The 24,603-nt window shown below is 73.2% G+C and carries 20 protein-coding genes; 10 read left to right on the plus strand and 10 right to left on the minus strand.

Annotation, left to right across the window (positions count from 1 at the left end; genetic code table 11):
• Positions 1 to 152: 152 nt before the first annotated feature.
• Positions 153 to 3,074, minus strand: coding sequence for an FAD-binding and (Fe-S)-binding domain-containing protein (locus SGA01_RS02815; RefSeq protein WP_141292958.1), 2,922 nt, complete (start codon positions 3,072 to 3,074; stop codon positions 153 to 155).
• A gap of 33 nt (positions 3,075 to 3,107) precedes the next feature.
• Positions 3,108 to 3,587, minus strand: a complete 480-nt coding sequence (locus SGA01_RS02820) for a MarR family winged helix-turn-helix transcriptional regulator (protein ID WP_141292959.1) — start codon at positions 3,585 to 3,587, stop codon at positions 3,108 to 3,110.
• Positions 3,588 to 3,684: 97 nt separating this feature from the next.
• On the opposite strand from SGA01_RS02820, the gene SGA01_RS02825 reads away from it, so the two are divergent.
• Positions 3,685 to 5,589 (plus strand): ABC transporter ATP-binding protein, encoded by a 1,905-nt coding sequence (locus SGA01_RS02825; protein ID WP_229917946.1) that lies wholly within the window; start codon positions 3,685 to 3,687, stop codon positions 5,587 to 5,589.
• A 289-nt stretch (positions 5,590 to 5,878) separates the two neighbouring features.
• The gene (gene mltG, locus SGA01_RS02830; protein ID WP_141292960.1) at positions 5,879 to 6,784 is read left to right on the plus strand and encodes an endolytic transglycosylase MltG; all 906 of its coding nucleotides are present in this window, start codon (positions 5,879 to 5,881) and stop codon (positions 6,782 to 6,784) included.
• A 37-nt stretch (positions 6,785 to 6,821) separates the two neighbouring features.
• Here the strand turns inward: mltG and SGA01_RS02835 are convergent, their stop codons facing one another.
• From SGA01_RS02835 to SGA01_RS42760, 3 genes are all read right to left on the minus strand, one after another.
• The gene (locus SGA01_RS02835) at positions 6,822 to 7,922 is read right to left on the minus strand and encodes an NAD(P)-binding domain-containing protein (RefSeq protein ID WP_141293473.1); all 1,101 of its coding nucleotides are present in this window, start codon (positions 7,920 to 7,922) and stop codon (positions 6,822 to 6,824) included.
• Between the two features lie 46 nt (positions 7,923 to 7,968).
• Positions 7,969 to 9,114, minus strand: a complete 1,146-nt coding sequence (locus SGA01_RS02840; protein ID WP_141293474.1) for an LLM class flavin-dependent oxidoreductase — start codon at positions 9,112 to 9,114, stop codon at positions 7,969 to 7,971.
• A gap of 125 nt (positions 9,115 to 9,239) precedes the next feature.
• A complete protein-coding gene (locus tag SGA01_RS42760; RefSeq protein WP_351816447.1) occupies positions 9,240 to 9,323 on the minus strand; it encodes a putative leader peptide in 84 nt (27 codons plus the stop codon).
• Between the two features lie 140 nt (positions 9,324 to 9,463).
• Here SGA01_RS42760 and SGA01_RS02845 point away from each other — a divergent pair, with 140 nt between their 5' ends.
• From SGA01_RS02845 to SGA01_RS02865, 5 genes are all read left to right on the plus strand, one after another.
• On the plus strand, positions 9,464 to 10,324 hold the full coding sequence (locus tag SGA01_RS02845; protein ID WP_141292961.1) for an ABC transporter ATP-binding protein: 861 nt from the start codon (positions 9,464 to 9,466) through the stop codon (positions 10,322 to 10,324).
• Positions 10,321 to 11,298, plus strand: coding sequence for an iron-siderophore ABC transporter substrate-binding protein (locus SGA01_RS02850; protein WP_141292962.1), 978 nt, complete (start codon positions 10,321 to 10,323; stop codon positions 11,296 to 11,298). The genes SGA01_RS02845 and SGA01_RS02850 overlap by 4 nt, the downstream gene beginning before the upstream one ends.
• Before the next feature lie 4 nt (positions 11,299 to 11,302).
• Positions 11,303 to 13,369 (plus strand): iron ABC transporter permease, encoded by a 2,067-nt coding sequence (locus SGA01_RS02855; protein ID WP_141292964.1) that lies wholly within the window; start codon positions 11,303 to 11,305, stop codon positions 13,367 to 13,369.
• Between the two features lie 127 nt (positions 13,370 to 13,496).
• Complete coding sequence (locus SGA01_RS02860; protein WP_141292966.1) at positions 13,497 to 14,045, plus strand: nitrobindin family protein; 549 nt, start codon at positions 13,497 to 13,499, stop codon at positions 14,043 to 14,045.
• Positions 14,046 to 14,049: 4 nt separating this feature from the next.
• Positions 14,050 to 16,083 carry a prolyl oligopeptidase family serine peptidase gene (locus SGA01_RS02865; protein WP_141292967.1) on the plus strand — a complete coding sequence of 678 codons (2,034 nt, stop codon included), beginning with the start codon at positions 14,050 to 14,052 and terminating at the stop codon, positions 16,081 to 16,083.
• A 24-nt stretch (positions 16,084 to 16,107) separates the two neighbouring features.
• Here SGA01_RS02865 and SGA01_RS02870 read toward each other — a convergent pair whose 3' ends face one another.
• Positions 16,108 to 17,091: a helix-turn-helix domain-containing protein gene (locus SGA01_RS02870; protein WP_174867196.1), complete on the minus strand. Its 984-nt coding sequence runs from the start codon at positions 17,089 to 17,091 to the stop codon at positions 16,108 to 16,110.
• Between the two features lie 195 nt (positions 17,092 to 17,286).
• Here SGA01_RS02870 and SGA01_RS02875 point away from each other — a divergent pair, with 195 nt between their 5' ends.
• Entirely contained in the window at positions 17,287 to 18,702 is a 1,416-nt protein-coding gene (locus SGA01_RS02875) for an aminopeptidase P family protein (protein WP_141292971.1), read from the plus strand.
• Between the two features lie 50 nt (positions 18,703 to 18,752).
• Here SGA01_RS02875 and SGA01_RS02880 read toward each other — a convergent pair whose 3' ends face one another.
• Both SGA01_RS02880 and SGA01_RS02885 read right to left on the minus strand, forming a co-directional pair.
• Positions 18,753 to 19,667, minus strand: a complete 915-nt coding sequence (locus tag SGA01_RS02880; protein WP_141292973.1) for a PaaX family transcriptional regulator C-terminal domain-containing protein — start codon at positions 19,665 to 19,667, stop codon at positions 18,753 to 18,755.
• On the minus strand, positions 19,664 to 20,287 hold the full coding sequence (locus SGA01_RS02885; RefSeq protein ID WP_141292975.1) for a GNAT family N-acetyltransferase: 624 nt from the start codon (positions 20,285 to 20,287) through the stop codon (positions 19,664 to 19,666). Before SGA01_RS02885 ends, SGA01_RS02880 begins: the two co-directional genes overlap by 4 nt.
• Positions 20,288 to 20,414: 127 nt before the next feature.
• On the opposite strand from SGA01_RS02885, the gene SGA01_RS02890 reads away from it, so the two are divergent.
• The gene (locus SGA01_RS02890; protein WP_218037802.1) at positions 20,415 to 21,641 is read left to right on the plus strand and encodes a DUF418 domain-containing protein; all 1,227 of its coding nucleotides are present in this window, start codon (positions 20,415 to 20,417) and stop codon (positions 21,639 to 21,641) included.
• Positions 21,642 to 21,819: 178 nt separating this feature from the next.
• Positions 21,820 to 22,209, plus strand: coding sequence for an STAS domain-containing protein (locus SGA01_RS02895; protein ID WP_141292977.1), 390 nt, complete (start codon positions 21,820 to 21,822; stop codon positions 22,207 to 22,209).
• Here the strand turns inward: SGA01_RS02895 and SGA01_RS02900 are convergent.
• Entirely contained in the window at positions 22,158 to 22,844 is a 687-nt protein-coding gene (locus SGA01_RS02900) for a response regulator (protein ID WP_141292979.1), read from the minus strand. The two genes, SGA01_RS02895 and SGA01_RS02900, sit on opposite strands and share 52 nt — an antisense overlap.
• Positions 22,841 to 24,301 (minus strand): sensor histidine kinase, encoded by a 1,461-nt coding sequence (locus SGA01_RS02905; RefSeq protein ID WP_229917944.1) that lies wholly within the window; start codon positions 24,299 to 24,301, stop codon positions 22,841 to 22,843. The genes SGA01_RS02900 and SGA01_RS02905 overlap by 4 nt, the downstream gene beginning before the upstream one ends.
• Positions 24,302 to 24,603 lie beyond the last annotated feature (302 nt).

Here is a 24,603-nt window from a genome sequence, read left to right on the forward strand (position 1 = left end):
GGGCGCGGATAGGACTCTTGCGACGGGTAGTTGGACTTTACTGTTCCGGATATCGCACGGAGTCGTACACGACACCGTGTGATCACCCGAACATACGAAGGACCCCTCACCGGCCGGGGTGAGGGGTCCTGCGGGGAAGGGCTGACGGAAGGTCAGGGACGGGTCGCGCGCTCCAGGGCGAGCAGCACCGACTGATAGGTGCGGCCGGTGGCCCGGTCCATCCCGATCTCGCACATCCGGTTGGCCGACAGGTGCGCGTCGAAGGAGCGGGCCGTGACCTCGGCCGCCTCGCGCGCCGTCGCCGAGGCCGTCAGCTCCGGATGCAGCATGCCGCGGTCGCCCGCGAAGGCGCAGCAGCCCGCGTCGGCGGGGACGACGACCTCCTCGGCGCACGCCTCGGCCAGCCGGGTCAGCTGCTCCTCGTCGCCCAGGTGGCGCATGGAGCAGGTCGGGTGGACCACGGCGGAGGTGACCCGGCGGCGCACGTCGAGCCGGGGGAGCAGCTCGTCCGCCGCCCAGACGAGGGAGTCGAGGACGGTGAGCTCGCCGTGCAGCTCGCGGTTGTCCGCCGTGAGGTACGGGACGACCTCCTGCGCGATACCGAGCGTGCACGAGGAGGCGTCGACGACGAGGGGCAGTTTCCCGCCGGCGGTCCACCCCCAGGCGGCCTCGACGATCCGGTTGGCCATCACCTCGTTGCCCCGCTCGTACCCCTTGGAGTGCCAGATCGTGGCGCAGCACGTGCCGGCCACGTCGTCGGGGATCCACACCGGCTTCCCGGCCCGCGCCGACACGGCGACGACGGCCTCCGGCAGGGAGGGGCCGCGATGGCCGTCGGGCCCGCCGAAGATCCGGTTCACACAGGCCGGGTAGTAGACGGCGACGGCCGCAGGACGATGGGTGCGGGGCAGCCGGCGCGCGGCCGCACCCGGGATCTCGGGCAGCCACTCCGGTACGAGATCGGGGCGGACGGCCTTGCGGGCCAGGCCGGTCACCCTCTCCAGGACCCGGTCGCCGATCCGGTCGGCGGCGGCCACCGCGAGCCGCGCCGAGGCCTCCACCGCGCGGAAGTTCCTCGCGGCCAGGGCGGCGATCCGCTCCTCGCGCGGCGAGTGCCGCTCGTGCCGGAACTCCTTCATGAGCGCGCCCGTGTCGATCCCGACCGGGCAGGCCAGCTTGCAGGTGGAGTCGCCGGCGCAGGTGTCGACGGCGTCGTAGCCGTACGCCTCCAGGAGGCGGGCCTCGACGGGTGAGCCGTCCGGCTGGCGCATCATCTCCCGGCGCAGCACGATCCGCTGGCGCGGAGTGGTCGTCAGGTCCTGGCTGGGACAGGTCGGTTCGCAGAAGCCGCACTCGATGCAGGGGTCCACGATCCGCTCCACCGTCGGGATCGTCTTCAGGCCGCGCAGATGGGCCTGCGGATCGCGGTCGAGGACGATCCTGGGGGCGAGGACCCCGTCGGGGTCGATGATCTCCTTGACCCGCCACATCAGCTCGGTCGCCTTCGTCCCCCACTCCAGCTCCAGGAACGGCGCGATGTTGCGTCCGGTGGCGTGCTCGGCCTTCAGCGAGCCGTCGAACCGCTCCACGGTCAGCTTGCAGAACTCGTCCATGAAGGCCGCGTACCGCTCGACGTCGGCCGGGTCGCCGGCGTCGAACGCGAGAAGGAAGTGGAGGTTCCCGTGGGCCGCGTGGCCGGCGACGGCCGCGTCGAAGCCGTGCCGGGACTGGAGGTCGAGCAGCTCGGCACAGGCCTCCGCGAGCCGGTCCGGCGGCACCGCGAAGTCCTCGGTGATCAGGGTCGTCCCCGAGGGGCGCGAGCCGCCGACGGCCGACACGAAGGCCTTGCGGGCCTTCCAGTAGCCACTGATCCGCTTCGGGTCCCGGGTGAAGGCGTTCTCCACGGAGGGCACCGGGGCGACCAGGGCGAGCCCGGCCAGCACCGCCTCCGCCGCCCGCTCGTACGCCTCCCGAGCCGCCGCGTCCGGGGCCCGGAACTCCACCAGGAGCGCCGCCGTCTCCTTCGGCAGCTCGGCCCAGTCGGCGGGGACGCCCGCCACGCTCACCGAGGCCCGCAGCGTGTTGCCGTCCATCAGCTCGACGGCGAGCGCCCCGGCCTCGTTGAACAGCGGCACCGCCGCCGCCGCGGCCGGCAGGGAGGGGAAGAAGAGCAGGGCCGTGGAGACCTCGCGGTCCAGCGGGAGGGTGTCGAAGACGGTCTCGGCGATGAAGCCGAAGGTGCCCTCGGAGCCGACCATCAGACCCCGCAGGATCCGGACCGGCGTGGCACCGTCCAGGAAGGCGTCGAGCCGGTAGCCGTTGGTGTTCTTGATGGCGTACTTGGCCCGGATCCGGGCCGTCAGCTCGGCGTCCGCCTCGATCTCGGCCTTGAGCGCGAGGAGCCCCGCGCACAGCCGCGGCTCGGCGCGCGCGAGCTCCTCGTCGGCCGCGGGGTCCGCCGTGTCGACCACCGTCCCGGACGGCAGCACGAAGGTGAGCGAGGCCAGTGTCCGGTACGAGTTCCGGGTGGTCCCCGCGGTCATCCCCGAGGCGTTGTTGGCGACGACCCCGCCCAGCGTGCAGGCGATGGCGCTGGCCGGATCGGGACCCAGGACCCGCCCGTGCGGGGCGAGTGCCGCGTTGGCCCGGACGACGGTGGTGCCGGGGCGGATCCGGGCGCGGGCACCGCCGTCCAGGACCTCGACGCCCGCCCAGTGGCGACGGACGTCGACGAGGATGTCCTCACCCTGCGCCTGCCCGTTGAGGCTGGTCCCCGCGGCCCGGAAGACGACCTCGCGGCCCTTGCCGTGCGCGTACGACAGGACGGCGGAGATGTCGTCGATGTCCTCGGCGACCACGACGACCTGCGGGACGAAGCGGTACGGGCTGGCGTCGGAGGCGTAACGGACCAGGTCCGAGAGGCCGGACAGGACCTTCTCCGCGCCCAGGAGCTCGGAGAGTTCCTCGCGCAGCCGCCGCGGCGTGCCCTTCGTGAGCTCGGGGACCCGGTCGGGGGCCGGACTCCGCTTCGTACCGGGACGGAGTGCCTGCGGGTTCGGCTCAAGCAGCGGCATGTCACGGCTCCCCTTCGGCGCGCCCCCTGGGGATCAGCAGCCGCTCTCCGGGACACGGTCGACCAGAGCGGACAGCAGACCTCCGAGCACCTCGCGCTGATCGACGGTCAATGGAGCAAGGATGTCCTCTGCGGCCGCCCGGCGCGCGCTGCGCAGCTCCCGCAGCGTGGCGCGCCCCGCGTCGGTGAGCTCGATCCGGACCACGCGGCGGTTGCTCGGATCAGGGACCCGGCGCACCCGCCCGCCCGACTCCAGGCCGTCGACGAGACTGGTCACGGCCCTCGGGACGACCTCGAGCCGGGTCGCGAGATCGGCCATCCGGGGCGGCTCCCCGAAGTGCGCGACCGTGCGCAGGAGCCGGGACTGCGCGGGGGTGATGCCGACCGGCTCCAGGTGGTGCTTCTGGATGCGGTGCAGGCGCCGGGTGAGCCGCAGCAGCTGCTCGGCGAGGAGGCCGTCGGCGTCGGTCCCGCTCGGCCGATCGGTCCCACTCGGGTGGTCGGAGGTGCTCATGCCGGGAACAATATCAGGACCATGTTCATTGTGAGTATAGGTAACAATGAGCTAAGGTCTCTGTCGACCGACGTACGCCCGTCTCCCGAAGGAGCCCATGCGCCCCCACGACCAGTCCGACTGGACGCCCCCGCCCCGCGACTCCGGCCAGCCCAAGGAGCCCGCACAGCTGCGGCGCATCCTGCGGCTCTTCCGTCCCTACCGCGCCCGCCTCGCGCTCGTCGGCCTCCTGGTCGGTGCCGCCTCGCTGGTATCGGTCGCCTCGCCGTTCCTGCTCAAGGAGATCCTCGACACCGCGATCCCGGAAGGCCGGACGGGGCTGCTCAGCCTCCTCGCCCTCGGCATGATCGCCACCGCCGTCCTGACGAGCGTCTTCGGCGTGCTCCAGACCCTGATCTCCACCACGGTCGGCCAGCGCGTCATGCACGACCTGCGCACCGGGGTCTACGAGCAGCTCCAGCGGATGCCGCTCGCCTTCTTCACGCGCACGCGCACGGGCGAGGTCCAGTCCCGCATCGCCAACGACATCGGCGGCATGCAGGCGACCGTGACCTCCACGGCCACCTCGCTCGTCTCCAACCTCACCGCCGTCGTGGCGACCGTCGTCGCCATGCTCGCCCTCGACTGGCGGCTCACCGTCGTCTCCCTGCTCCTGCTGCCCGTCTTCGTCTGGATCAGCCGCCGGGTCGGCCGCGAGCGCAAGGCGATCACCACCCAGCGCCAGAAGCAGATGGCGGCCATGGCCGCGACCGTCACCGAGTCCCTCTCGGTGAGCGGCATCCTGCTCGGCCGCACCATGGGCCGCGCCGACTCCCTGACCACGTCCTTCGCCGAGGAGTCCGAGCGCCTCGTCGACCTCGAAGTGCGCTCCTCCATGGCCGGACGGTGGCGCATGTCCACCATCGGCATCGTCATGGCCGCCATGCCCGCCCTGATCTACTGGGCCGCCGGCATCGCGCTCCAGTCGGGCGGCCCGGCGATATCGCTCGGCACGCTCGTCGCCTTCGTCTCGCTCCAGCAGGGCCTCTTCCGGCCCGCCGTGAGCCTGCTCTCCACGGGCGTGCAGATGCAGACCTCGCTCGCCCTCTTCCAGCGCATCTTCGAGTACCTGGACCTGCCCGTCGACATCACCGAGCCCGCCGAGCCCGTCCGGCTCGCGAAGGTCCGCGGCGAGGTGCGCTTCGAGAAGGTCGAGTTCCGCTACGACCCCGAGGGCCAGGCCCGCCCGACCCTCGACGGGATCGACGTCACGGTCCCCGCCGGCGGCAGCCTGGCCGTCGTCGGCCCCACCGGCTCCGGGAAGTCCACCCTCAGCTACCTCGTGCCCCGGCTGTACGACGTCACCGGCGGCCGGGTCACCCTCGACGGCGTCGACGTGCGCGACCTCGACTTCGACACCCTGGCCCGCGCCGTCGGCGTCGTGTCCCAGGAGACCTACCTCTTCCACGCCTCCGTCGCCGACAACCTCCGCTTCGCCAAGCCGGACGCCACCGACGAGGAGATCGAGGCCGCCGCGCGTGCCGCGCAGATCCACGACCACATCGCCTCCCTGCCCGAGGGGTACGACACCCTCGTCGGGGAGCGCGGCTACCGCTTCTCGGGCGGCGAGAAGCAGCGGCTGGCCATCGCGCGCACGATCCTGCGCGACCCGCCGGTGCTCATCCTCGACGAGGCGACCAGCGCCCTCGACACGCGTACGGAGCACGCCGTGCAGCAGGCGATCGACGCCCTCTCGGCCGGCCGCACCACCATCACCATCGCCCACCGGCTCTCCACCGTCCGCGACGCCGACCAGATCGTCGTCCTGGAGGCGGGCCACATCGCGGAGCGCGGGACGCACGAGGAGCTGCTCGCCCGGGACGGGCGGTACGCGGCCCTGGTCCGCAGGGACGCCCGGGCCGCCGTGACGGGCACCGTCGAGGGCCCCGCTGAAGGCCGCCCCGAAGGCCGCCCCGGAGGCGAACAAACGAACGTGGGAGCGGTTGTTCCCCAGAACGTGTGATCGTCTCGGGAATCGTTGCCCAACTCCCGTACGGCATCGGATGATTACGGAGTGCGAGCGACGGGCTGCAGACCGCGACCGCACAGTCCCACTGATGTACCTGTACGAGGAGAAGCACCACCATGAACGTCATCACCGATCTGCTCGCCGGCGTCTTCCACTTCCTGGGTTGGCTCGTCTGACGATCGCAGTGCCCGGCGCCGTCGGTTCCCCGTCCCAGGGAACCGGCGGCGCCGCCGCGTGCGCGGGGCTCCCCGGAATCCCGTACGGCGCGGGTTAGCGTGCGCCCATGACGTACCGGCAGGCGTCACCGTACGCACCCCCACGCCGCCCCCGCCGCCCCTCACTTCCCCGGTCACCCCGGCCACCTCGCCGCGCCCGTCTCACGCGACGGGGCCGGCTGGCGCTCCTGCTCGGCGCCGTCGTCGCCGTGGCCGCCGCGATCTCCGTCCCGCTCCTGTTGCTTCCGGGCGACGAACCGGCCGTCGAACAGCCCCGTACGCTCCTCGTCCCGGAAGGGTGGCGGTCGGGGCAGGTCTACAAGGCCGTCGACCGGGCGCTCGGTCTGCCCGAGGGAACGACGCGGAAGGCCGCGACCGCGCCGGGCGCCGTCCTCCCGCTCCCCGCCGCGGCCGGGGGCAACCCCGAGGGCTACCTCTTCCCCGCCACGTACCCGGTCGTGGCCGCCACCACCCCGGAGGGCCTCCTCCGCTACATGGCGCAGACCGCGGGCGAGCGGTTCGGCACCGAGCGGATCGCCGAGGGCGCGCGGGCGTACGGGATGAGCGTCCACCAGGCCGTGATCGCGGCCAGCATCGTGCAGGCGGAGGCCGACAGCCCCGAGGACATGGCCAAGGTCGCCCGGGTCGTGCACAACCGGCTCGCCCGGGGCATGGCTCTGCAGATGGACTCGACCCTGAACTACGCGCTGGGCCGCAGCACCGTCGACACGAGCTTCGCGGACACGAAGATCAGGAACCCGTACAACACCTACGAGCGGAAGGGTCTCCCGCCGACACCCATCGGGAACCCGGGGGAGCAGGCGGTGGACGCGGTGATCCGCCCGGCGGACGGTGACTGGCTGTACTTCGTCACGGTGGCCCCGGGGGACACCCGCTTCACGGCCGACTACGCGCTCCACCAGGAGAACGTGGCGGAGTTCAACGAGAACCGGCGCGCGGCATCCGCCGGCTGACGGTCGCGGCGGGCGGCGCCAGGGTCTGTCCGGCGGGTCAGACCGTCGCGGCGGCGGTCTCGCGGGCCAGCAGGCGGCGGATGTCGGTGACGGCCGCGCGGCCGGCCCTGTTGGCGCCGATCGTCGAGGCCGAGGGGCCGTAGCCGACGAGATGGACGCGCTCGTCCCGGACGGCGCGCGTCCCCTCGACCCGGATGCCGCCGCCCGGCTCCCGCAGGCGCAGCGGCGTCAGATGGTCGATCGCGGCACGGAAGCCGGTCGCCCAGAGGATGACGTCCGCGTCGACGGTCCGCCCGTCGTCCCAGGCCACCCCGGTCGGGGTGATCCGGTCGAACATCGGCAGCCGGTCCAGGACGCCGCTCGCGCGCGCCTCGCGGATCGCGTCGTTGAGCGGGAGGCCGGTGACCGAGACGACGCTCTGCGGGGGCAGTCCGAGCCGTACGCGTTCCTCGACGAGCGCCACGGCGGCGCGGCCCTCGGCTTCCCCGAAGGGCCCCTCGCGGAAGACGGGCTCGCGCCGGGTCACCCAGGTCGTCGCGGCGGCGACCTCGGCGATCTCCATGAGGTGCTGGGTCCCGGAGGCCCCGCCGCCGACGACGATCACCCGCTTCCCGGCGAACGCCTCGGGGCCCGGGTAGCCGGACGTGTGCAGCTGGCGGCCCCGGAAGGTCTCCTGGCCCTGGTAGCGCGGCCAGAAGGGGCGGTCCCAGGTGCCGGTCGCGTTGATCAGGGCGCGCGTCGCGTACACGCCCTCCGAGGTCTCGACCAGCAGCCGCCCGCCGTCACCGTCGCGGGCGCCGTCTCCGTCCTCGTCGCGGAAGCCGTCGCGGACGGCGGTGACGTCGACGGGCCGGTGGACGCGCAGGTCGAAGGTCCGCTCGTACGTGTCGAAGTACGCGCCGATCACCTCCGAGGAGGGGCGCGTGGGGTCGGCGCCGGTCAGCTCCATGCCGGGCAGCGCGTACATCCCGTGCACCTTGCCGTACGTGAGGGACGGCCATCGGAACTGCCAGGCGCCGCCCGCGCGCGGGGAGTGGTCGAGCACGACGAAGTCCCGGTCGGGTTCCAGGCCGGCGCGCCGCAGGTGGAAGGCGGCTGAGAGGCCCGCCTGCCCGGCGCCGATGACGACGACGTCCATGGTTGTGCCCTGCGCCCCTGCTCCACCGAATTCGTTCACGGTTCTACTAACCCTTCGGGGGCCGCAGATCTTCCCGCCGGGTGACGAGCCCGCGCGCCACGAGCTCCGGCGTCACGCCCTCGCCGAACCAGTACGCCTCCTCCAGGTGCGGGTAGCCCGACAGTACGAAGTGCTCCACGCCCAGGGCGTGGTACTCCTCGATCCGGTCCGCGACATCGATGTGGCTGCCGACCAGCGCGGTTCCGGCCCCGCCCCGGACGAGACCGACCCCCGCCCAGAGGTTCGGCGAGATCTCCAGCTTGTCCCGGTCCAGGGAGCCCCGTCCGTGCAGGGCGAGCATCCGCTGCTGGCCGACGGACTCGGTGCGGCCGAGGAGCTCCTGCGCGGAGGCGATCGTCCCGTCGTCGAGGTCGGCGAGCAGCCGGTCGGCCGTCGCCCAGGCCTCCCGCGCCGAGTCGCGTGAGACCGTGTGCAACCGGATGCCGAAGCGGACCGTCCGGCCGCGCTCCTCCGCGAGGCGCCGGATCCAGTCGATCTTCTCCTTCACCTGCCACGGCGGCTCGCCCCAGGTGAGGTACACGTCCGCGTGCTCCGCCGCGACCGGACCCGCGGCGGCGGACGAACCGCCGAAGAAGACCTCCGGCAGCGGGTCCGGCGGCAAGGCGGTCAGGCCGCCCTCGATCCGGAAGTGGTCGCCGTCGAAGTCGTACGGCCGCCCGCTCCAGACGCCCCGCACGACCGACAGGAACTCGGCCGTGCGGGCGTAGCGCCGGTCGTGGTCGAGGCGGTCGCCGAAGCGGCGCTGCTCGGCGGAGTCGCCCCCGGTCACCACGTTGAGCAGCAGTCGGCCCCGGGTGATCCGCTGGTACGTGGCCGCCATCTGGGCCGCGAGGACGGGGGAGATCACCCCCGGCCGGAACGCCACCAGGAACTTGAGGCGTTCGGTGTGCTGCGCGAGCGCGACCGTGGTCAGCCAGGCGTCCTCGCACCACGTGCCGGTCGGGGTCAGTACCGCTTCAAAGCCCAACTGCTCGGCTGCTTTGGCTATTTGGATCAAGTAGTCGATGTCGGGGGCGCGCAGCCCCGGCACGGAGCCGTTCCGGGTGATCCCGCCGTCCGCGTAGGCGTGCCGGTCGACGAGGGTCCTGCCGTCGCCGCCGGTCGGCAGGAACCAGTGCAGGTGGACGGTCATGAGGAGGCCTTTCGTAGCCACGTCACAGGTGCGCCTCGGCGGTCGTGGGCGCGGGGCGGGCACGCGCGCGCACGACGATCAGGGCGTCGGAAGCGTGGGGGAGAGGGAGAGAGGGTGAAGGGGCGTCAGCAGCCGCGGCGACACGCCGCGGAGGCCACTCGCAGCAGGTCGATGTGACCGCGCGTCGTGAGCAGGGCTGTACGCAACATGGCGCGAACGTAGCCGCCACGGCGGAGGGGGTCAACGACCGCGTCGGAGCGTGGACCGGTCGGCTTGGCCGGAATTCGTCTTGCGGTCGGCCGCAGGCCCCCCTTTTGTGGCTAGCTAAGGTTAGGCTAACCTTCGGGTCGTGCAAGCAGGTGAACAGACCTCCGCGGCCCCGGGCCCCCACGGTCATGAACTCTCGGCCATGGGCGTCACCGTGGCGTACGAAGGCGTCGACGTCGTCCACGACGCGGCCATGACGCTGCGCCCCGGCGAAGTGACCGTCCTGGTCGGCCCGAACGGCAGCGGCAAGTCGACGCTGCTGCGCACCCTCGCGCGCCTCCAGCAGCCGAAGACTGCCACCCTGGTCCTCGACGGCGACACCGACGCCCTCGCCCTGAACCCCCGTGAGTTCTCGCGCCACGTCGCGCTGCTCACCCAGGGCCGCCCCACACCCAGCGGCCTGACCGTGCGGGACGTGGTCGAGTTCGGCCGCTACCCCTACCGGGGACGCTGGGGCAAGGCGGACCCGGGCGGCAGGGAGGCGGTGGACCGCGCGCTCGCCATGACGGGCGTCACCGAACTCGCGGAGCGCGGCGCCGAGCACCTCTCCGGCGGCCAGCTCCAGCGCGTCTGGCTCGCCGGCTGCCTCGCGCAGCAGACGGGCGTGCTGCTGCTCGACGAACCCACGACCTACCTCGACCTGCGCTACCAGGTCGAACTCCTCGACCTCATGCGCGATCTGGCGGACGACCACGGCATCGCCGTCGGCGCCGTCCTCCACGACCTCGACCAGGCCGCGGCCGTCGCCGACCGGATCGTCCTGCTCGACGCGGGACGGGTCGTCGCGGACGGAGACCCCGAGGACGTACTGACTCCCGAGCGGCTGACCGGCACGTACGGCATCCGCATCGACGTAGACACCGACCCCCTGACCGGACGGCTGCGCACGCGCGCGATCGGTCGGCACCACTCGCGAAGCGAAAGGCTCAGCACCACCTCATGAAGCGCCTCCTCCTCACCACGGCGATCGCGACCACCGCGGCCCTGGCCCTCACGGCCTGCGGCACCACCGAGCCCGCCGCCGACGACGCGAAGAAGTCCGCCGAGCCCATCAGCCTCACCGACTCCGCGGGCGAGAAGATCGAGCTCGACGGCCCCGCCAAGAAGGTCGTCGGGACCGAGTGGAACGTCGTCGAGCACCTGATCACCCTGGGCGTCGACCCGGTGGGCGTCGCCGACGTCAAGGGCTACAAGACCTGGGACACCGCCGTCCCGCTCAAGAACGAGCCGAAGGACATCGGCACCCGCGGCGAGCCGAGCGTCGAGACCGTCGCCTCCCTCAAGCCCGACCTCATCGTCGCCACCACGGACCTGCCGCCGGCCGCCGTGAAGCAGCTGCGCAAGGTCGCCCCGGTCCTGACGCTGAAGTCCGCCGACGCCGCCGACCAGATCGGCCGCATGACCGCCGACCTCGACGCCATCGCCAAGGCCACCGGCACCACCAAGAAGGCCGAGGAGCTGAAGACGCAGTTCCAGGCGAAGCTCGACGAGGGCAAGAAGGCCCTCGCGGACGCCGGTCTCGCCGGGACGAAGTACGCCTTCGCCGACGGCTACGTCATGTCCAACCAGGTCTCGATCCGCCCCTACACCAGCGGTTCGCTGATCGGCGCGGTCAACGAGAAGCTCGGTCTGAAGAACGCCTGGACCGTCAAGGGCGACCCGGCCTACGGTCTCGGCGCCACCGACGTCGAGGGTCTCACCAAGCTCGGTGACGTGCAGTTCGCCTACGTCGGCAACGACGGCGACGCCGGCAGCACGCCGTTCACCGGGGTCCTCGCCAAGGACAAGGTGTGGACGTCCCTGCCGTTCGTCAAGAAGGGCAACGTGCACCGACTGCCCGACGGCATCTGGATGTTCGGCGGCCCCCAGTCGATGAGCAAGTACGTCGACTCCGTCGTCGCCGCCCTGACGAAGTAACACCATGGCCGTCACCGCAACCACCCCCGCCACCCGTCCGCCGACGGCCACGTCCCGGACGGGCGCGGCCCCGGTGACGGCCGCCCTGGTCCTCCTCGTCGCGGCCCTCGCGCTCGTCGACATCACCCAGGGCACCGCCGCGGTCGGCGCGCCCGAGGTGTGGAAGGCGTTCACGGGCCAGGCCGATCCGGCCGACGCGTCCGTGGTCGTCGCCTCCCGCCTGCCGAGGATGACCGCCGGCCTCCTGGTCGGCGCCGTCCTCGGCATGGCGGGCGCCGCCCTCCAGGCCGTCAGCCGCAACGTCCTCGCCTCGCCCGACACCCTCGCCGTCAACGCGGGCTCCTACTTCGCGCTCGGCCTCACCGCCGCCTTCGGCCTCTCGCTGCCGCTGTTCGCCTCCTCGGCCTTCGCGTTCGCCGGAGGTCTCGCGGCGGCGGCCGTCGTCCTCGTCCTCTCGGGCCTGGGCGCCGGAACGGTCCGCCTGGTCCTCGCGGGCAGCGCCCTCACCCTCGGCCTCACCGCCGTCACCGAGGGCCTGCTCCTGCTGTTCCCCCGGCAGACCGAGGGCCTCTACCAGTGGAACCAGGGCAGCATTGCCCAGAGCGGCTTCGACGGCGTCCTGCAGATGGCCCCGATCGCCGTCGTCGGCCTCGTCGGCCTGCTGCTCCTCGCCCGCCGGGTCGACGCCCTCGCCCTCGGCGACGACGCCGCCCGCGGCCTCGGCGTGCCCGTCCGGGCCACCCGGATCACCGCCGTCGTCCTCGCCGCTCTGCTCTCCACGGCAGCCGTCACCCTCGCCGGACCCGTCGGCTACGTCGGCCTCTGCGCCCCCGCGCTCGTCCGGCCCCTCGCCCGCAGGTTCCGGGGGTTCACCAAGTCCCGCGGCTTCCTGCCCGCCGCCGGTCTCACCGGGGCCGCCCTCGTGCTCGGCTCCGACGTCCTGCTGCGTGCCCTCGTACCGTCGGACGTGGTGGTCTCCGTGCCGACCGGTGTGGTCACCAGCCTCGTCGGCGCCGTCTTCCTGATCATCATGGCCGTCCGCGTCCGGGACACGGCCGGAGCCACCGCCACCGAGCGGCTCCACATCAGGAGCCGGGCCCGCTTCCTCACCGTCACCGCCGTACTGGTGGCCGTGGTGATCGGCGTCGCCATCGCCGGCGTACTCCTCGGCGACAGCAAACTGCTCCTCGGTGACGTCCTGAACTGGGTGCAGGGCCAGGCCGGCCGGACGGTCGGTTTCGTCCTCGACACCCGGGTGCCCCGCGTCCTCGCCGCCCTCTTCGCGGGAGCCGCGCTCGCCCTGGCCGGCACGGTCGTCCAGGCCGTCACCCGCAACCCCCTCGCCGAACCCAGCATCCTCGGCATCTCCGGCGGCGCCGCGCTCGGCGCCGTGCTCCTCGTCACGACCGTGCCCGTGGCCGGCTCGTGGGGCATGGCGGGCGCCGCGTTCGCAGGCGCCGTCGTGAGCTCGGTCCTCGTCTTCGGGCTCGCCGCCCGGGGCGGGTTCCAGCAGAACCGGCTCGTCCTCGTCGGCTTCGGCGTCGCCACCGCCGCCGCCGCCCTGATCAGCCTCCTCATCATCCTCACTGACCCCTTCAACGCGACGAAGGCCCTCACCTGGCTCTCGGGCTCCACCTACGGGCGGTCCCTGCCCGACGTGGTCCCCCTCGCAGCCGTCCTCGCCGTGGGCGCGGCCGTCGCGTTCGCCCGGCGCACCGAACTCGACCTCGTCTCGCTCGACGAGGACACCCCGCGCCTCCTCGGTCTCGGCCTGGGCCGCACCCGCCTCGGCTTCCTCGCCCTGGCCGTGCTGCTCACCGCCACCGCCGTGGCCGCCGCGGGCACGATCGGCTTCGTGGGACTCGTGGCACCGCACGCGGCCCGCGCCCTCGTCGGCCGGCAGCACGCCCGCGTCGTCCCGGTCGCCGTCCTCCTCGGCGCCGTCCTCGTCTGCACCGCGGACCTGGTGGGCCGCACCGTCATCGCACCGGCCCAGCTCGGCGCCGGCCTCATGACGGCCGTGATCGGCACCCCGTACTTCCTCTACCTGCTGGTACGCAGCCGGGGATAGCCACGGGCGGCACCGCCGGTCGAGGGAGGCGAGAACCGCGACCGGCGGCCCGGCGACTCGGGGGGTGTCCACCGGACACCCCCTAAGCTGCCATCCGGCAACAGGTCCCGACCCAGGAGCGCACCTCATGTTCGACCGCGACCGGAAGCACCCCTACCCCGACGCCCTGCGCGCGGACGAGGCGCCCGCGCCGCACGCGCTCCTCGCGCCGGTCACCGGTCTCCTGGGCACCTGGACCGGCCGGGGCCACGGCTCGTACCCGACGCTCGCCGAGGAGTTCGCGTACGAGCAGGAGGTCACCTTCAGCCACGACGGGCGCCCCTTCCTCCACTACGAGGCCCGCGCCTGGATCATCGACGCCGACGGCACGCCGATGCGCCCCGCCGCCCGCGAGAGCGGCTGGTGGCGGATGCAGCCCGACGGGCGCGTCGAGGCGCTGATCACCCAGCCCACCGGCATCGCGGAGATCCTGGTCGGCGGCGCGGCGGACGGCGGGGTCGACCTCGCCACCCACCAGGTGGCGCTCACCCCCACGGCCAAGGAGGTCACGGCCACCCGCCGCCGCTACACGCTGACGGACGAGGACACGCTCGACTTCCGCCACGACCTCGCCGCCGTCGGCCAGCCCCTCCAGTACCACCTCTCGGCCCACCTCCGACGCCAGAACGGGAACTGAGTCCATGCAGCGTGTGAGCGACGACGACCCCTACCTGTGGCTGGAGGAGGTGACCGGGGAGCCCGCGCTCGCCTGGGTCGCCGAGCGGAACGCCGAGACGGCCGAGGCCCTGGCCGCCGACCCCGCGTTCGCCCCGCTCAAGGAGCGTGTGCGCGACGTCATGGACGCCGCCGACCGCATCCCGTACACCGTCCGGCGCGGCGCGCACCTCTACAACTTCTGGCGCGACGCCGACCACGTGCGCGGAGTCTGGCGGCGCACCACCCTGGAGCAGTACCGCAAGGACGTCCCCGAGTGGGAGGTCCTCCTCGACGTCGACGCGCTCGCCGAGGCCGAGGGCGAGAAGTGGGTCTGGGACGGGGCCGGCGTCCGCCGCCCCGACCACGACCGGGCGCTGGTGCGGCTCTCGCGCGACGGCGGGGACGCCGTGGTGGTCCGGGAGTTCGACCTCGACACCCGGCGGTTCGTCGAGGACGGCTTCCGGGTCGCGGAGGCGAAGACCCGGACCGGCTGGATCGACGACGACACCGTCTTCGTCGGTACGGACACGGGGCCCGGCTCCCTGACCGACTCCGGCTATCCGCGCCAGGTCCGCCGATGGCGGCGGGGCACCCCGGTGGAGGAGGCCGAACTCGTCTTCGAGGCCGGGCAGGCGGACGTGTCGGCCTGGGGATACCACGACGACACGCCCGGTTTTGAACGGGACTTCGTCGGGCGCGCCCTCGACTTCTTCCGCAGCGAGACCTACCTCCTGCGGCCCGACTCGACGCTCGTCAGGATCGACGTTCCCGAGGACGCCGTCGCGTACGCCCACCGCCGGCACCTGATCGTCACCCTGAAGTCCGACTGGCTCGGGCAGCCGACGGGCTCCCTCCTCGCCTTCGACTTCGACGCCTTCCTGGCGGGCGACCGCACCCACGAGGTGCTGTTCACCCCGGACGCGCGGACGGCCCTCGCCGGGCACGCGTGGACCCGTCACCACCTGATCCTGGAGACGATGCGCGACGTCAGCACCCGCATCGAGGTCCTCACGCCCGCCCCCGAAGGCGGCTGGACCCGCTCACCGCTCGTCGGCGTACCGGAGCTGTCCGCCGTCAGCGTCGTCGACACCGACCCCGACGTCTCCGACGAGTACTTCCTCGACGTGTCGGGCTTCCTCCAGCCCTCCGGCCTCCACCGCGGGGTGATCGGCGACGACACGGAACTCCTCAAGCAGGCCCCGGACCGCTTCGACGCGGCGGGGCTCACGGTGCGGCAGCACTTCGCGACCTCCCCGGACGGGACGCGCGTACCGTACTTCGTCATCGGCCCCGACCACGCCGCCACCGGCCCCGGCCCCACCCTGCTCTACGGCTACGGCGGCTTCGAGGTCTCCCTCACGCCCTCCTACGCCTCCGTGACCGGCCGGGCGTGGCTGGAGCGCGGCGGCACGTACGTGATCGCGAACATCCGCGGCGGCGGCGAGTACGGCCCCGACTGGCACCAGGCAGCGCTGGGCGCCGAACGGCCGCGCGCCTTCGAGGACTTCGCGGCCGTCGCCGAGGACCTCGTCACGCGGGGCGTCACCACGCCGGCCATGCTGGGCGCCTCCGGAGGCAGCAACGGCGGCCTGCTCATGGGCGCGATGCTCACCCGCCGCCCCGAGCTCTTCGGCGCGATCGTCGCGCAGGTGCCGCTGCTCGACATGACCCGCTTCCACAAGCTCCTCGCGGGCGCCTCCTGGATCGCCGAGTACGGGGACCCCGACGACGAGGCCGATCTGCCGCACCTGCGCGACATCTCCCCGTACCACCGCCTCACGGCGGACGCGGCCTACCCGCCGGTGCTCCTGATGACCTCGACCCGCGACGACCGCGTCCACCCGGGCCACGCCCGCAAGACGGCGGCGCGGCTGCGGGAACTCGGCCATCCGGTGCTGTTCCACGAGAACACCGGCGGCGGACACGCGGGTGCCGGCGACAACGAACAGGCCGCGCACAACAGCGCCCTCGTGCACACCTTCCTCTGGCAGCGGCTCGCGGGCCCGGCCGCCGGCTGACCGACGTCCCTTTCGGGCCCGGTGTCACAACCAACCGTGACGCTGGGCCTGGAGGGCCATCTGGAAGCGGCTGGAGGCGCCGAGCCGGGCCATGAGGATCTGGATCCGGCGGAACAGCGTGCGGCGGCTGACGCCGAGCTCCCGGGCGATCACGTCGTCGCTCGCGCCGCCCGCGAGCAGCCACAGCAGCCGCCGGTCGGAGGGCGGCAGGCCACCCGGGCGGGCGGTGTGGCCGTGGAAGGGCAGGGCGTTCTGCCAGGCCTGCTCGAAGAGCGCCACGAGCGCCGAGAGCAGTCCGCAGGGCTGGACGACCAGCATCGTGTTGTGGACGTCCGCCTCCTTGATCGACAGGGACACGAGCGCGTACGCCTCGTCGATGATCACCAGCTTGACCGGCACCGACGGAAGCACCCGCGCCTGCTCGCCCGCCTCGACGCAGGGCTCGATGGCCGACTCCAGATTCCCCGGCAGCTCCAGCGACTCCCGCGAGTACACGACGCGTTGCGTCACCCCGCGGGCGAGGGTGGCCAGCGCGTCCTCGGTGGCCTCGGGCAGCGGGAAGTACGGCGGGGAGTCGAGCTGCCGGATCTGCCGGCGGGCACTGGCCCAGGCCTGACGCATCCGCAGGCCGATGGCGTCGCCGGTGACGACCTCCACGAGATGGTCGGTGTCGACGGCGAGCCGCTGCCGCCGGAACGACTCGAACGCGCTCCCGACGGTGATCCGGGACTCGTCGAGCTCGGCCGCCCGGTGCCGGCCGAGGATCTCCAGGCCCGCGGCGGGCGGCACGGGCGCCACGACGTCCTCGCCCTCCGCGGCGGCGCTCGCGAGACCGGCGTCGACGAGCGCGCCGTACGCCGCCGACAGCGCCGCACCCCCCACACCGGCCGCCGAACCGACCGCGCTCAGCGGCGCGGGCGCCAGCTCCAGGAGCGTCAGGTAGACCCGGACCGCGTCGTCACCGATCCCCAGGACCCGCAGGGCCTCACCGAGCTTCGCATTCGCCATGGGCCGCATTATCGACGGCCCGGCCGCCGCTCCGCACCCGTGGGAGGGGTGCCGGATGGCCGATCTGTGCCACTGGCGGTCCTGGGCACCCAGCGGGCGCTGAGCGCAGTACTGTCCGTGAGCCGCCGATGACCGGTGGCTCACGGAGGACCCCTCCGGGAAGAACCGACAAGAACCGAGAAGAAGGTGCATCGCATGGCGAAGCGTCGAAAGAACGGGCTCTACGACGGCGTCTCCGCGGAGCTGTCCGCCCTGATGCGGACGGGCTGGGCCGACACCGAGCGCCACGGCCTGGAGGCCGACGAGCAGGCCCCGTACGCGGCCGCCCGCCGCGCGGCCCTCTCGGCCCTCTTCCCGGGCGAGCGCCTGGTGATCCCGTCCGGGAACCTCAAGACTCGCTCGAACGACGACACCTACCCGTTCCGCCCGTACACCGGCTACGTGCACATGACCGGCGACCAGGCCCGCGACGGCGCCCTCGTGCTCGAACCCCGCGCGGACGGCGGCCACGACGCGTACTGCTACCAGCTGCCCCGGGACAGCCGCGACAACGACGAGTTCTGGATCGGCTACACGGCCGAGCTGTGGATGGGCCGGCGCCGTTCCCTCGCCGAGTCCGAGATCGTCCTCGGGCTGCCCTGTCGCGACGTCCGCACGATCGCCGAGGACCTCGCCGCCGCCTCCTCAGAGGTCCCCACCCGGATCGTGCGCGGTCACGACCCGGCCCTGGAGGCCGCGGTCACCACCGACGAGGACCGCGACTACGAACTGGAGGAGGCGCTCAGCGACCTCCGGCTCGTCAAGGACGACTGGGAGATCGGCGAGATGCGCAAGGCGGTGGACTCCACCGTGCGCGGATTCACCGACTGCGTCTCCGAGCTGTCCCGCGCCGTCGCGACGTCCGAGCGGTGGATCGAGGGCACCTTCTTCCGCCGCGCGCGCCTGGAGGGCAACGCCCTCGGCTACGGCTCGATCTGCGCCGCCGGCGAGCACGCCACGATCATGCACTGGACGGACAACGACGGACCGGTCCGCCCCGGCGAGCTGCTCCTGCTCGACGCCGGCGTGGAGACCAACTCCCTCTACACCGCCGACGTCACCCGCACCCTCCCGATCAGCGGCACCTTCAACGACGTGCAGCGCACGGTGTACGACGCGGTGTACGAGGCCCAGGAGGCCGGCATCGCCGCCGTCAAGCCGGGCGCCCGGTACCGCGACTTCCACGAGGCGTCCCAGCGCAGCATGACGGCGAAGCTGGTCGAGTGGGGCTTCATCGAGGGCCCCGTCGACCGGGCGTACGAGCTCGGCCTCCAGCGCCGCTTCACGATGGCCGGCACCGGTCACATGCTGGGCCTGGACGTCCACGACTGCGCCCACGCGCGGAACGAGGAGTACGTCGACGGCCTCCTGGAGCCGGGCATGGTCCTCACCGTCGAGCCCGGCCTGTACTTCCAGCCGGACGACCTGACCGTGCCCGAGGAGTGGCGCGGCATCGGCGTCCGGATCGAGGACGACCTGGTCGTCACCGAGAACGGCAACGAGAACCTGTCCGCCGGCCTGCCGCGCTCCTCGGCCGAGGTCGAGGCGTGGATGGCCGAGTTCGCGGGCTGATCCGCGCCCGGCCGGCCCGCGTCGGCGGGCCGGAGCGACACGGCACCCCCCTACCCCGCGATGTCCTCGAAGAGGGCGAAGAGGCGGGGAAGGGGGGTGCCGTCGTCGGATACGGGGTGGTGCGCGAGGGCGGCCCAGGAGGTCGCCATGAGGTGGCGGGCGCGCGTGCCGGGCCAGGGCCGCGGGAGGAGTTCGGCGGGCAGCAGCGGGTCCGGCGTCATGGCGTACGAGAAGGCCGCGGCGAGTCGGACGGCGAGGCTCAGCCGCTCGGCGGACGTGACCGGCTCCGGGCCGGCGAGCCGGTCCAGACAGGAGCGGGCGAAGGCGGCGAGCTCGTCGTGCCGGGTCGCGATCTCGGCCAGGGGCCAGAGCGCGGCGGCGAGGGCCACCGGGTCGGCGACCTCGCCGACGCGTAGATCGGTGCTGGTCAGACAGGTGACCGAGGCATGGACACCGAGATGGCGGGCCTGGGCCTCGACGAGCGGTTCGATCGGGTTGGCGCTCACGTAGAGACCGCCCTGGACCGGGGCGGCCCCCAGGTGGAGCAGGGTGTCGCGGAGCGCGTCGCGCGCGGCCCGCTCGGACTCGGGGACGGCGAAGGCGAAGAGGTGCCACACGCCGTCCCACGGAGCGAGCCCGTGGTCCTGCCGGTAGGCGAGCCGGACATGGGCGGCGTCCGGGGCGAGCGCGCCGGTGGGGTCGGCGACCAAACGGAGGACCGCCTTGCGGCCGCGGCCCTCGTGCGTGAACCGTCCCTCGGCGACGAGCCGCTTCACACAGAGCCGCACCTGCTGGTCGGTCATGCCGAGCAGGCCCGCCACCGTGTAGAGCTCACCGGCGTCCACGGTGCCGTCCTCGCGGACGAGGGCGTGGACGAGGGTGCGCGTCGGGACGGTGACGGCGGCGGTGCCGGAGTCGGTGCCGGTGTGGGAGTCGGTGCGGGAGCCGGAATCGGACCGGGTCATCGTGCCTCCCGGCCGGTGGACGCGTCGGCCGCCGTGACGGGCCGGTGCATGGTGGTGACCGCGCCGAACCCCATCAACTCGCGCAGGTACGGGGTCGGTTCGGTGCGTACGGCGGAGAAGCCGTGCCGTTCGTACAGGGTGCGGGCCCGCGGGTTCACGTCGATGACGTCGAGCCGGATCCGGTGACAGCCGGCCTCGGCGGCCACGGCCGCGACCTCGCGCAACAGCATCGTGCCGAGGCCCGCGCCGCGGTGCCCGGAGGCGACGGCGATGCCGTCCATCACGAGTTCGCCCGGAGCGGCGCTCCGTTCGAGCAGGGCCAGGAGAGCCACGCGGTGCAGCCCGCGCAGGAACCCGTACGCCGACAGGACGTCCCCCGCGCCGCCGCCCGTCAGCCCGCGCCCCTTCAGTTGGTAGCCCGCCACCCCGGCCACCTCGCCGTCGACGAGAGCGGTGACGCCCCGGTCGTGGTGGAGGTGGGCGGCGATGAACGCACGGGCCTTGTCGGGCGGGTTGAGCGCGGCGCCGAGCTTCCGCCCGAACGCCTCCCAGTAGAGCGCGGCGACGCGCGCCTCACCGCCCTCCGGCACGCCCCGGCGTACCTCCGTCGTCGCGTCCATCGGCGCACCTCGTCCGTCGTGGGGCGGGTCTTCCGTACCCCTTGCCTGATCGAGTCTATAACGTTCATTCTGAATACGAGCGTTTTTGATTCGATAGTTTTCTGTTCCGCCGTCTCCGAGGAGTCCCGTGACCACCACATCCGACGCAGTGACCGATCCGCCGGCCGAGACCTCACCCACCCGGGCCGCGCCACGGCTCGCCCACGTCGACGCCCTGCGCGGATTCGCGCTCCTGGGCATCCTCGTCGTCAACATCGGCTACCTGGCCTCCGCCTACCACGGGACCGGAGTCGAGGACCCCGCCTTCGACTCGCCGCTCGACGAGGCCGTCCGGTGGTTCGTCACCGTCTTCTTCGAGGCCAAGTTCTTCCTGCTGTTCTCGTTCCTCTTCGGCTACGGCTTCACCCTCCAACTCGACTCCGCCGAGCGGAGCGCCGCCGCCTTCGCCCCCCGCTTCCTGCGGCGCCTGGCCGGACTGTTCGTGCTCGGCGCGGTGCACGCCGTCCTCCTCTTCCCCGGAGACATCCTCACCACGTACGCGGTCCTCGGCCTCGTCCTGCTCGCCGTCCGACGGCTCCGGCCCCGTACCGCCGTCCGTACCGCCCTCGTCCTCTTCGCCGTGACGGCGACGGCGTACGTCCTCCTCGCGTTCGCCTTGCACGCGGCGGGCGGCGGGGGAGTGGACCCCGGTGCGGCGGACGGTGCCGAGCGGGCCGCCGAGGCGCTGCGCGGCGGGCCCGCGTCCGTGATCGGGGCCCATCTTGACCAGCTTCCCGGCGTGGCGGTCCTGCTCGTCTTCTTCCAGGCCCCGGCCGCGCTCGCCGCCTTCCTCCTCGGTCTCGCCGCCGGGCGGGGCCGGGTGCTCGGCGACCTCGCCGCCCACCGCCGGACCCTGGTCCGGCTCCAGTGGGCGGGGTGCACGGTCGGGCTGCTCGGCGGCCTGGTGTACGCCCACGCGAGCCTGGTGCGCCCCGGCGGCGCCTACCAGGTCCTGGCCCTCGGGATCGACGTCGTCACGGCTCCGCTGCTGGCGGCCGCGTACGCCGCGACCGTCCTCCGGCTCGCCCTGGGACGGCACGGCGAGCGGACGACCGCCGTGCTCGGGCCCGTGGGCAGCGTGACCCTGACCGGCTACCTCACCCAGTCCCTCGTCTGCGCCCTGCTGTTCACCGGTTACGGCGCCGCCCTGGTGGGCCGGGTGCCGCCGCCGGGAGTCCTCGCGATCGCCCTGGCGCTCTTCGCCGCGCAGGCCGTCGGGGCGCGATGGTGGCTCCGCCGGTACCGGTACGGCCCCCTCGAATGGCTGCTGCGGGCATGGGCGACGCTGACCCGGCCGCCACTCCGGCGCTCCTGACGCCGGTGGTCCCCTCGCGCCTCCGTTCGACCGTGCGTTCGGAAAGGGGGAGTTCGGTGGCTCCGAGCGGCCTCCGAATTCACCGGTTCAGGTGACAGGGGTCGAGGCGAAACGTCCCTCCCGGTGCGGACGCGGCCACGCTCGACGGGACACATGGACCCACCCTGTGGAGCGTCCGATGCAGCTGATTCCCCGTCACGACCCGCACCTCGTCGTCCACTCGACCGGCGGACCGACCGTCGCCGCGCTCCACGGCGAGCTCGATCTCGTCCTGGTGCGGCACCTGAGGCCCGAGCTCGACGCCCTCGTCCGGGAGTCCGAGGCCCTGACCGTCGACATCCGGGGTCTCACCTTCTGCGACGCCACCGGTCTCGGCCTGCTCGCCCACTGTGCCGGCCGGGTCCAGGCGCGGGGCGCACGCTGGCGGCTGATCTGCGACCAGCCGTGGATCCTCCGGCTCATCCGACTGACGGCGCTCGGCGAGCTCCTCCGCCCCGAGGCGGCGGCGCCGGGGGATCAGCCGGCTGTCCGGCCCTCCGAGCCCGGGGTGACGAGCCCGGTCTCGTAGGCGGCGATGACCGCCTGGGCGCGGTCGCGGAGGCGGAGCTTCGACAGGATGCGCGCGACGTGCGTCTTCACCGTCGCCTCGCTCAACCGGAACCGCGCGGCCAGCTCGGCGTTGGTGTGCCCGCGCGCCAGCGCTTCGAGGACCTCCAACTCGCGCGGGGTGAGCGTGGCGAGGTCGCGGTGCAGGGGAGCCGTCCGCGCGCCGGCCCCGGCGAAGCGCTCCACGAGCCGGCGCGTGATCGTCGGTGCCAGCAGGGCGTCGCCGGAGCGGACGAGCCGCACGGCGGCGGTCAGATGCTCGGGAGTGACGTCCTTCAGCAGGAAGCCGCTCGCGCCGGCGGACAGCGCCGCGTACACGTACCGGTCGAGGTCGTACGTGGTGAGGACGACGATCCTCGGCGGCGCCGCCTCCTCCGCGAGGATGCGGCGGGTGGCCTCCAGGCCGTCGGTGCCGGGCATCCGGATGTCCATGAGCACGACGTCCGGCCGGGTCCTGCGGACCGCGGAGACCGCTTCGTCGCCGTCGGCCGCCTCCGCGACCACCTCGATGCCGTCGGCGGCGAGGATCATCCGGAAACCGGTCCGCACCAGGGCCTGGTCGTCGACGATCACGACGCGCGGTGCTGCGTCCGTCACGGGGCCTCCAGAGGAATCACCGCGCGGACCCGGTAGCCCCCGCCCGGGCGTTCGCCCGCGTGCAGGCTACCGCCGTAGAGCGCGAGCCGCTCACGAAGACCGAGCAGACCGTGCCCGCCTCCGGGAGCCGGCTCCGCCGGCCGCCCGCCCGTGTCGTCGACCTCCACCACCAGCCGCTCGTGGCCGTACTCCACACGGACGGAGACCCGGGCGCCCGCCGCGTGCCTGACCACGTTCGTCAGCGCCTCCTGCACCACGCGGTACGCGGCGAGGTCCACCCCGGCCGGCAGTGCGACCGCCACGCCCCGCACCTCCACCTCCACCGGCACCCCCGAGGAACGCACCCGGTCCGTCAGCTCCGTCAGCCGGTCCAGGCCCGGCTGCGGGGCGAGGTCCACGTCGATCGCCGGATCGGGGCCGTCCGCGGCCATCGTCAGCAGCCCCATCACGTGCCGCAGTTCGGCCATCGCCGCCCGCCCGGCCTCCTCCACCGCCCGCATCGCCTCCCGGGCCTGCTCGGGAGAGCTGTCGAGGACCATCCGCGCGGCACCGGCCTGGATCGTCATCATGCTCACGTTGTGCGTGACCACGTCGTGCAGCTCCCGGGCGATCCGGGCCCGCTCGGCCTCCACCGCCTGCCGCAACGCCACCTCCTGCTCCGCCCGCTGGGCGCTCGCTTTCTGCCGCCACACATGGACGCCGTTCGTGGCCAGGGCCAGCGGAAGCAGGACGACGACGAGGACCAGGCCGTTGTCCACGTCGGGAACCAGCGGGACGACCGCGTACAGCACGACCCCGACCGCAAGGGAGGCCAGGACGGCCTTCCGGTGCGGGCTGTACATCGCCGCGCTGTACGCCGCGACGAGACCGGACACGAAGGTGACGTTCGTCGCGTCCGCCGAGACATCGCCGAGGTGCAGCAGGACGGCGGCCCCGGTCACCATCCAGTGGACGGCGAGGGGATACCGGCGGCGGAGCACCAGAGGCAGGGCCGTGAGCAGGGCCGCGATCACCTCCCAGGCATCGATGGGAGGCAGGACGTGTTCGACGGCGGACACCGGATGAGACGGCGGCGTCTCCCCGATGATCGGGGGCGTCGGCGGGGCGGGCGGGGACGGCAGTACCGGTGGTTCGGGCGGCACCGGCGATGCGGGCGGTGCCGGCGATACAGGCGGTACGGGCGATACGGGCGGCACCGGTGACACGGGCGGCACCGGCGGTACGGGCGGTACCGGTTCGCCGATGATCCGATCCGGGCTCGGGAACGGGGCCGAAGGGTCGGCCGGGTTCGGCAGCACCTCCACGTACCTGCGGTTGAGGTCGCCGATGACCGTCGCGATCGCGAGCGACAGGGCGAGCAGCGCGTCGCCCGCCCACGCCCAGCGGGACAGCGGGGGCGGCGCTCCCGGGGCCCACGGCCCGCGTATCCGGGCGATGAACGTCTCGTACCTGGTCACCGGACCAGTGTGGCAACAGCGGCGGGATCGTGGATCAACCCGTGGGCCCAGGGCCGCGCCCCGAAGACGTACATCGCTGGGATGACGCCGTCCGGCCTCCGCCGCACACGGTACGGAGCTTCCGCACCGCGGCCGACGCGCGGGCGGCACGGCCGCTTCTAGCGTCGGAGCCGCGCCGGAAGTGCCGTACGGGCCCCGGCGGTCGAACCCGTCCGGCAAACCCCGTCAGGCAGACCCGGTCAGGCAAACCCCGTCCCGTGAACCCGTCCCGTAATCCGTCCCCCCGTCCCGTCCGTGACCGA

Source organism: Streptomyces gardneri, assembly GCF_006539185.1.
Classification (GTDB): Bacteria; Actinomycetota; Actinomycetes; order Streptomycetales; family Streptomycetaceae; genus Streptomyces; species Streptomyces gardneri.

Bases quoted from the DNA above. Each gene is read 5' to 3' on its own strand.
- SGA01_RS02815 (WP_141292958.1), bottom strand. From the start codon at position 3,074: ATGCCGCTGCTTGAGCCGAACCCGCAGGCACTCCGTCCCGGTACGAAG.
- SGA01_RS02835 (WP_141293473.1), bottom strand. From the start codon at position 7,922: ATGGACGTCGTCGTCATCGGCGCCGGGCAGGCGGGCCTCTCAGCCGCC.
- mltG (WP_141292960.1), top strand. From the start codon at position 5,879: ATGACGTACCGGCAGGCGTCACCGTACGCACCCCCACGCCGCCCCCGC.
- SGA01_RS02865 (WP_141292967.1), top strand. From the start codon at position 14,050: ATGCAGCGTGTGAGCGACGACGACCCCTACCTGTGGCTGGAGGAGGTG.
- SGA01_RS02895 (WP_141292977.1), top strand. From the start codon at position 21,820: ATGCAGCTGATTCCCCGTCACGACCCGCACCTCGTCGTCCACTCGACC.
- SGA01_RS02875 (WP_141292971.1), top strand. From the start codon at position 17,287: ATGGCGAAGCGTCGAAAGAACGGGCTCTACGACGGCGTCTCCGCGGAG.
- SGA01_RS02820 (WP_141292959.1), bottom strand. From the start codon at position 3,587: ATGAGCACCTCCGACCACCCGAGTGGGACCGATCGGCCGAGCGGGACC.
- SGA01_RS02825 (WP_229917946.1), top strand. From the start codon at position 3,685: ATGCGCCCCCACGACCAGTCCGACTGGACGCCCCCGCCCCGCGACTCC.
- SGA01_RS42760 (WP_351816447.1), bottom strand. From the start codon at position 9,323: ATGTTGCGTACAGCCCTGCTCACGACGCGCGGTCACATCGACCTGCTG.
- SGA01_RS02870 (WP_174867196.1), bottom strand. From the start codon at position 17,091: ATGGCGAATGCGAAGCTCGGTGAGGCCCTGCGGGTCCTGGGGATCGGT.
- SGA01_RS02885 (WP_141292975.1), bottom strand. From the start codon at position 20,287: ATGGACGCGACGACGGAGGTACGCCGGGGCGTGCCGGAGGGCGGTGAG.
- SGA01_RS02860 (WP_141292966.1), top strand. From the start codon at position 13,497: ATGTTCGACCGCGACCGGAAGCACCCCTACCCCGACGCCCTGCGCGCG.
- SGA01_RS02880 (WP_141292973.1), bottom strand. From the start codon at position 19,667: ATGACCCGGTCCGATTCCGGCTCCCGCACCGACTCCCACACCGGCACC.
- SGA01_RS02850 (WP_141292962.1), top strand. From the start codon at position 10,321: ATGAAGCGCCTCCTCCTCACCACGGCGATCGCGACCACCGCGGCCCTG.
- SGA01_RS02840 (WP_141293474.1), bottom strand. From the start codon at position 9,114: ATGACCGTCCACCTGCACTGGTTCCTGCCGACCGGCGGCGACGGCAGG.
- SGA01_RS02855 (WP_141292964.1), top strand. From the start codon at position 11,303: ATGGCCGTCACCGCAACCACCCCCGCCACCCGTCCGCCGACGGCCACG.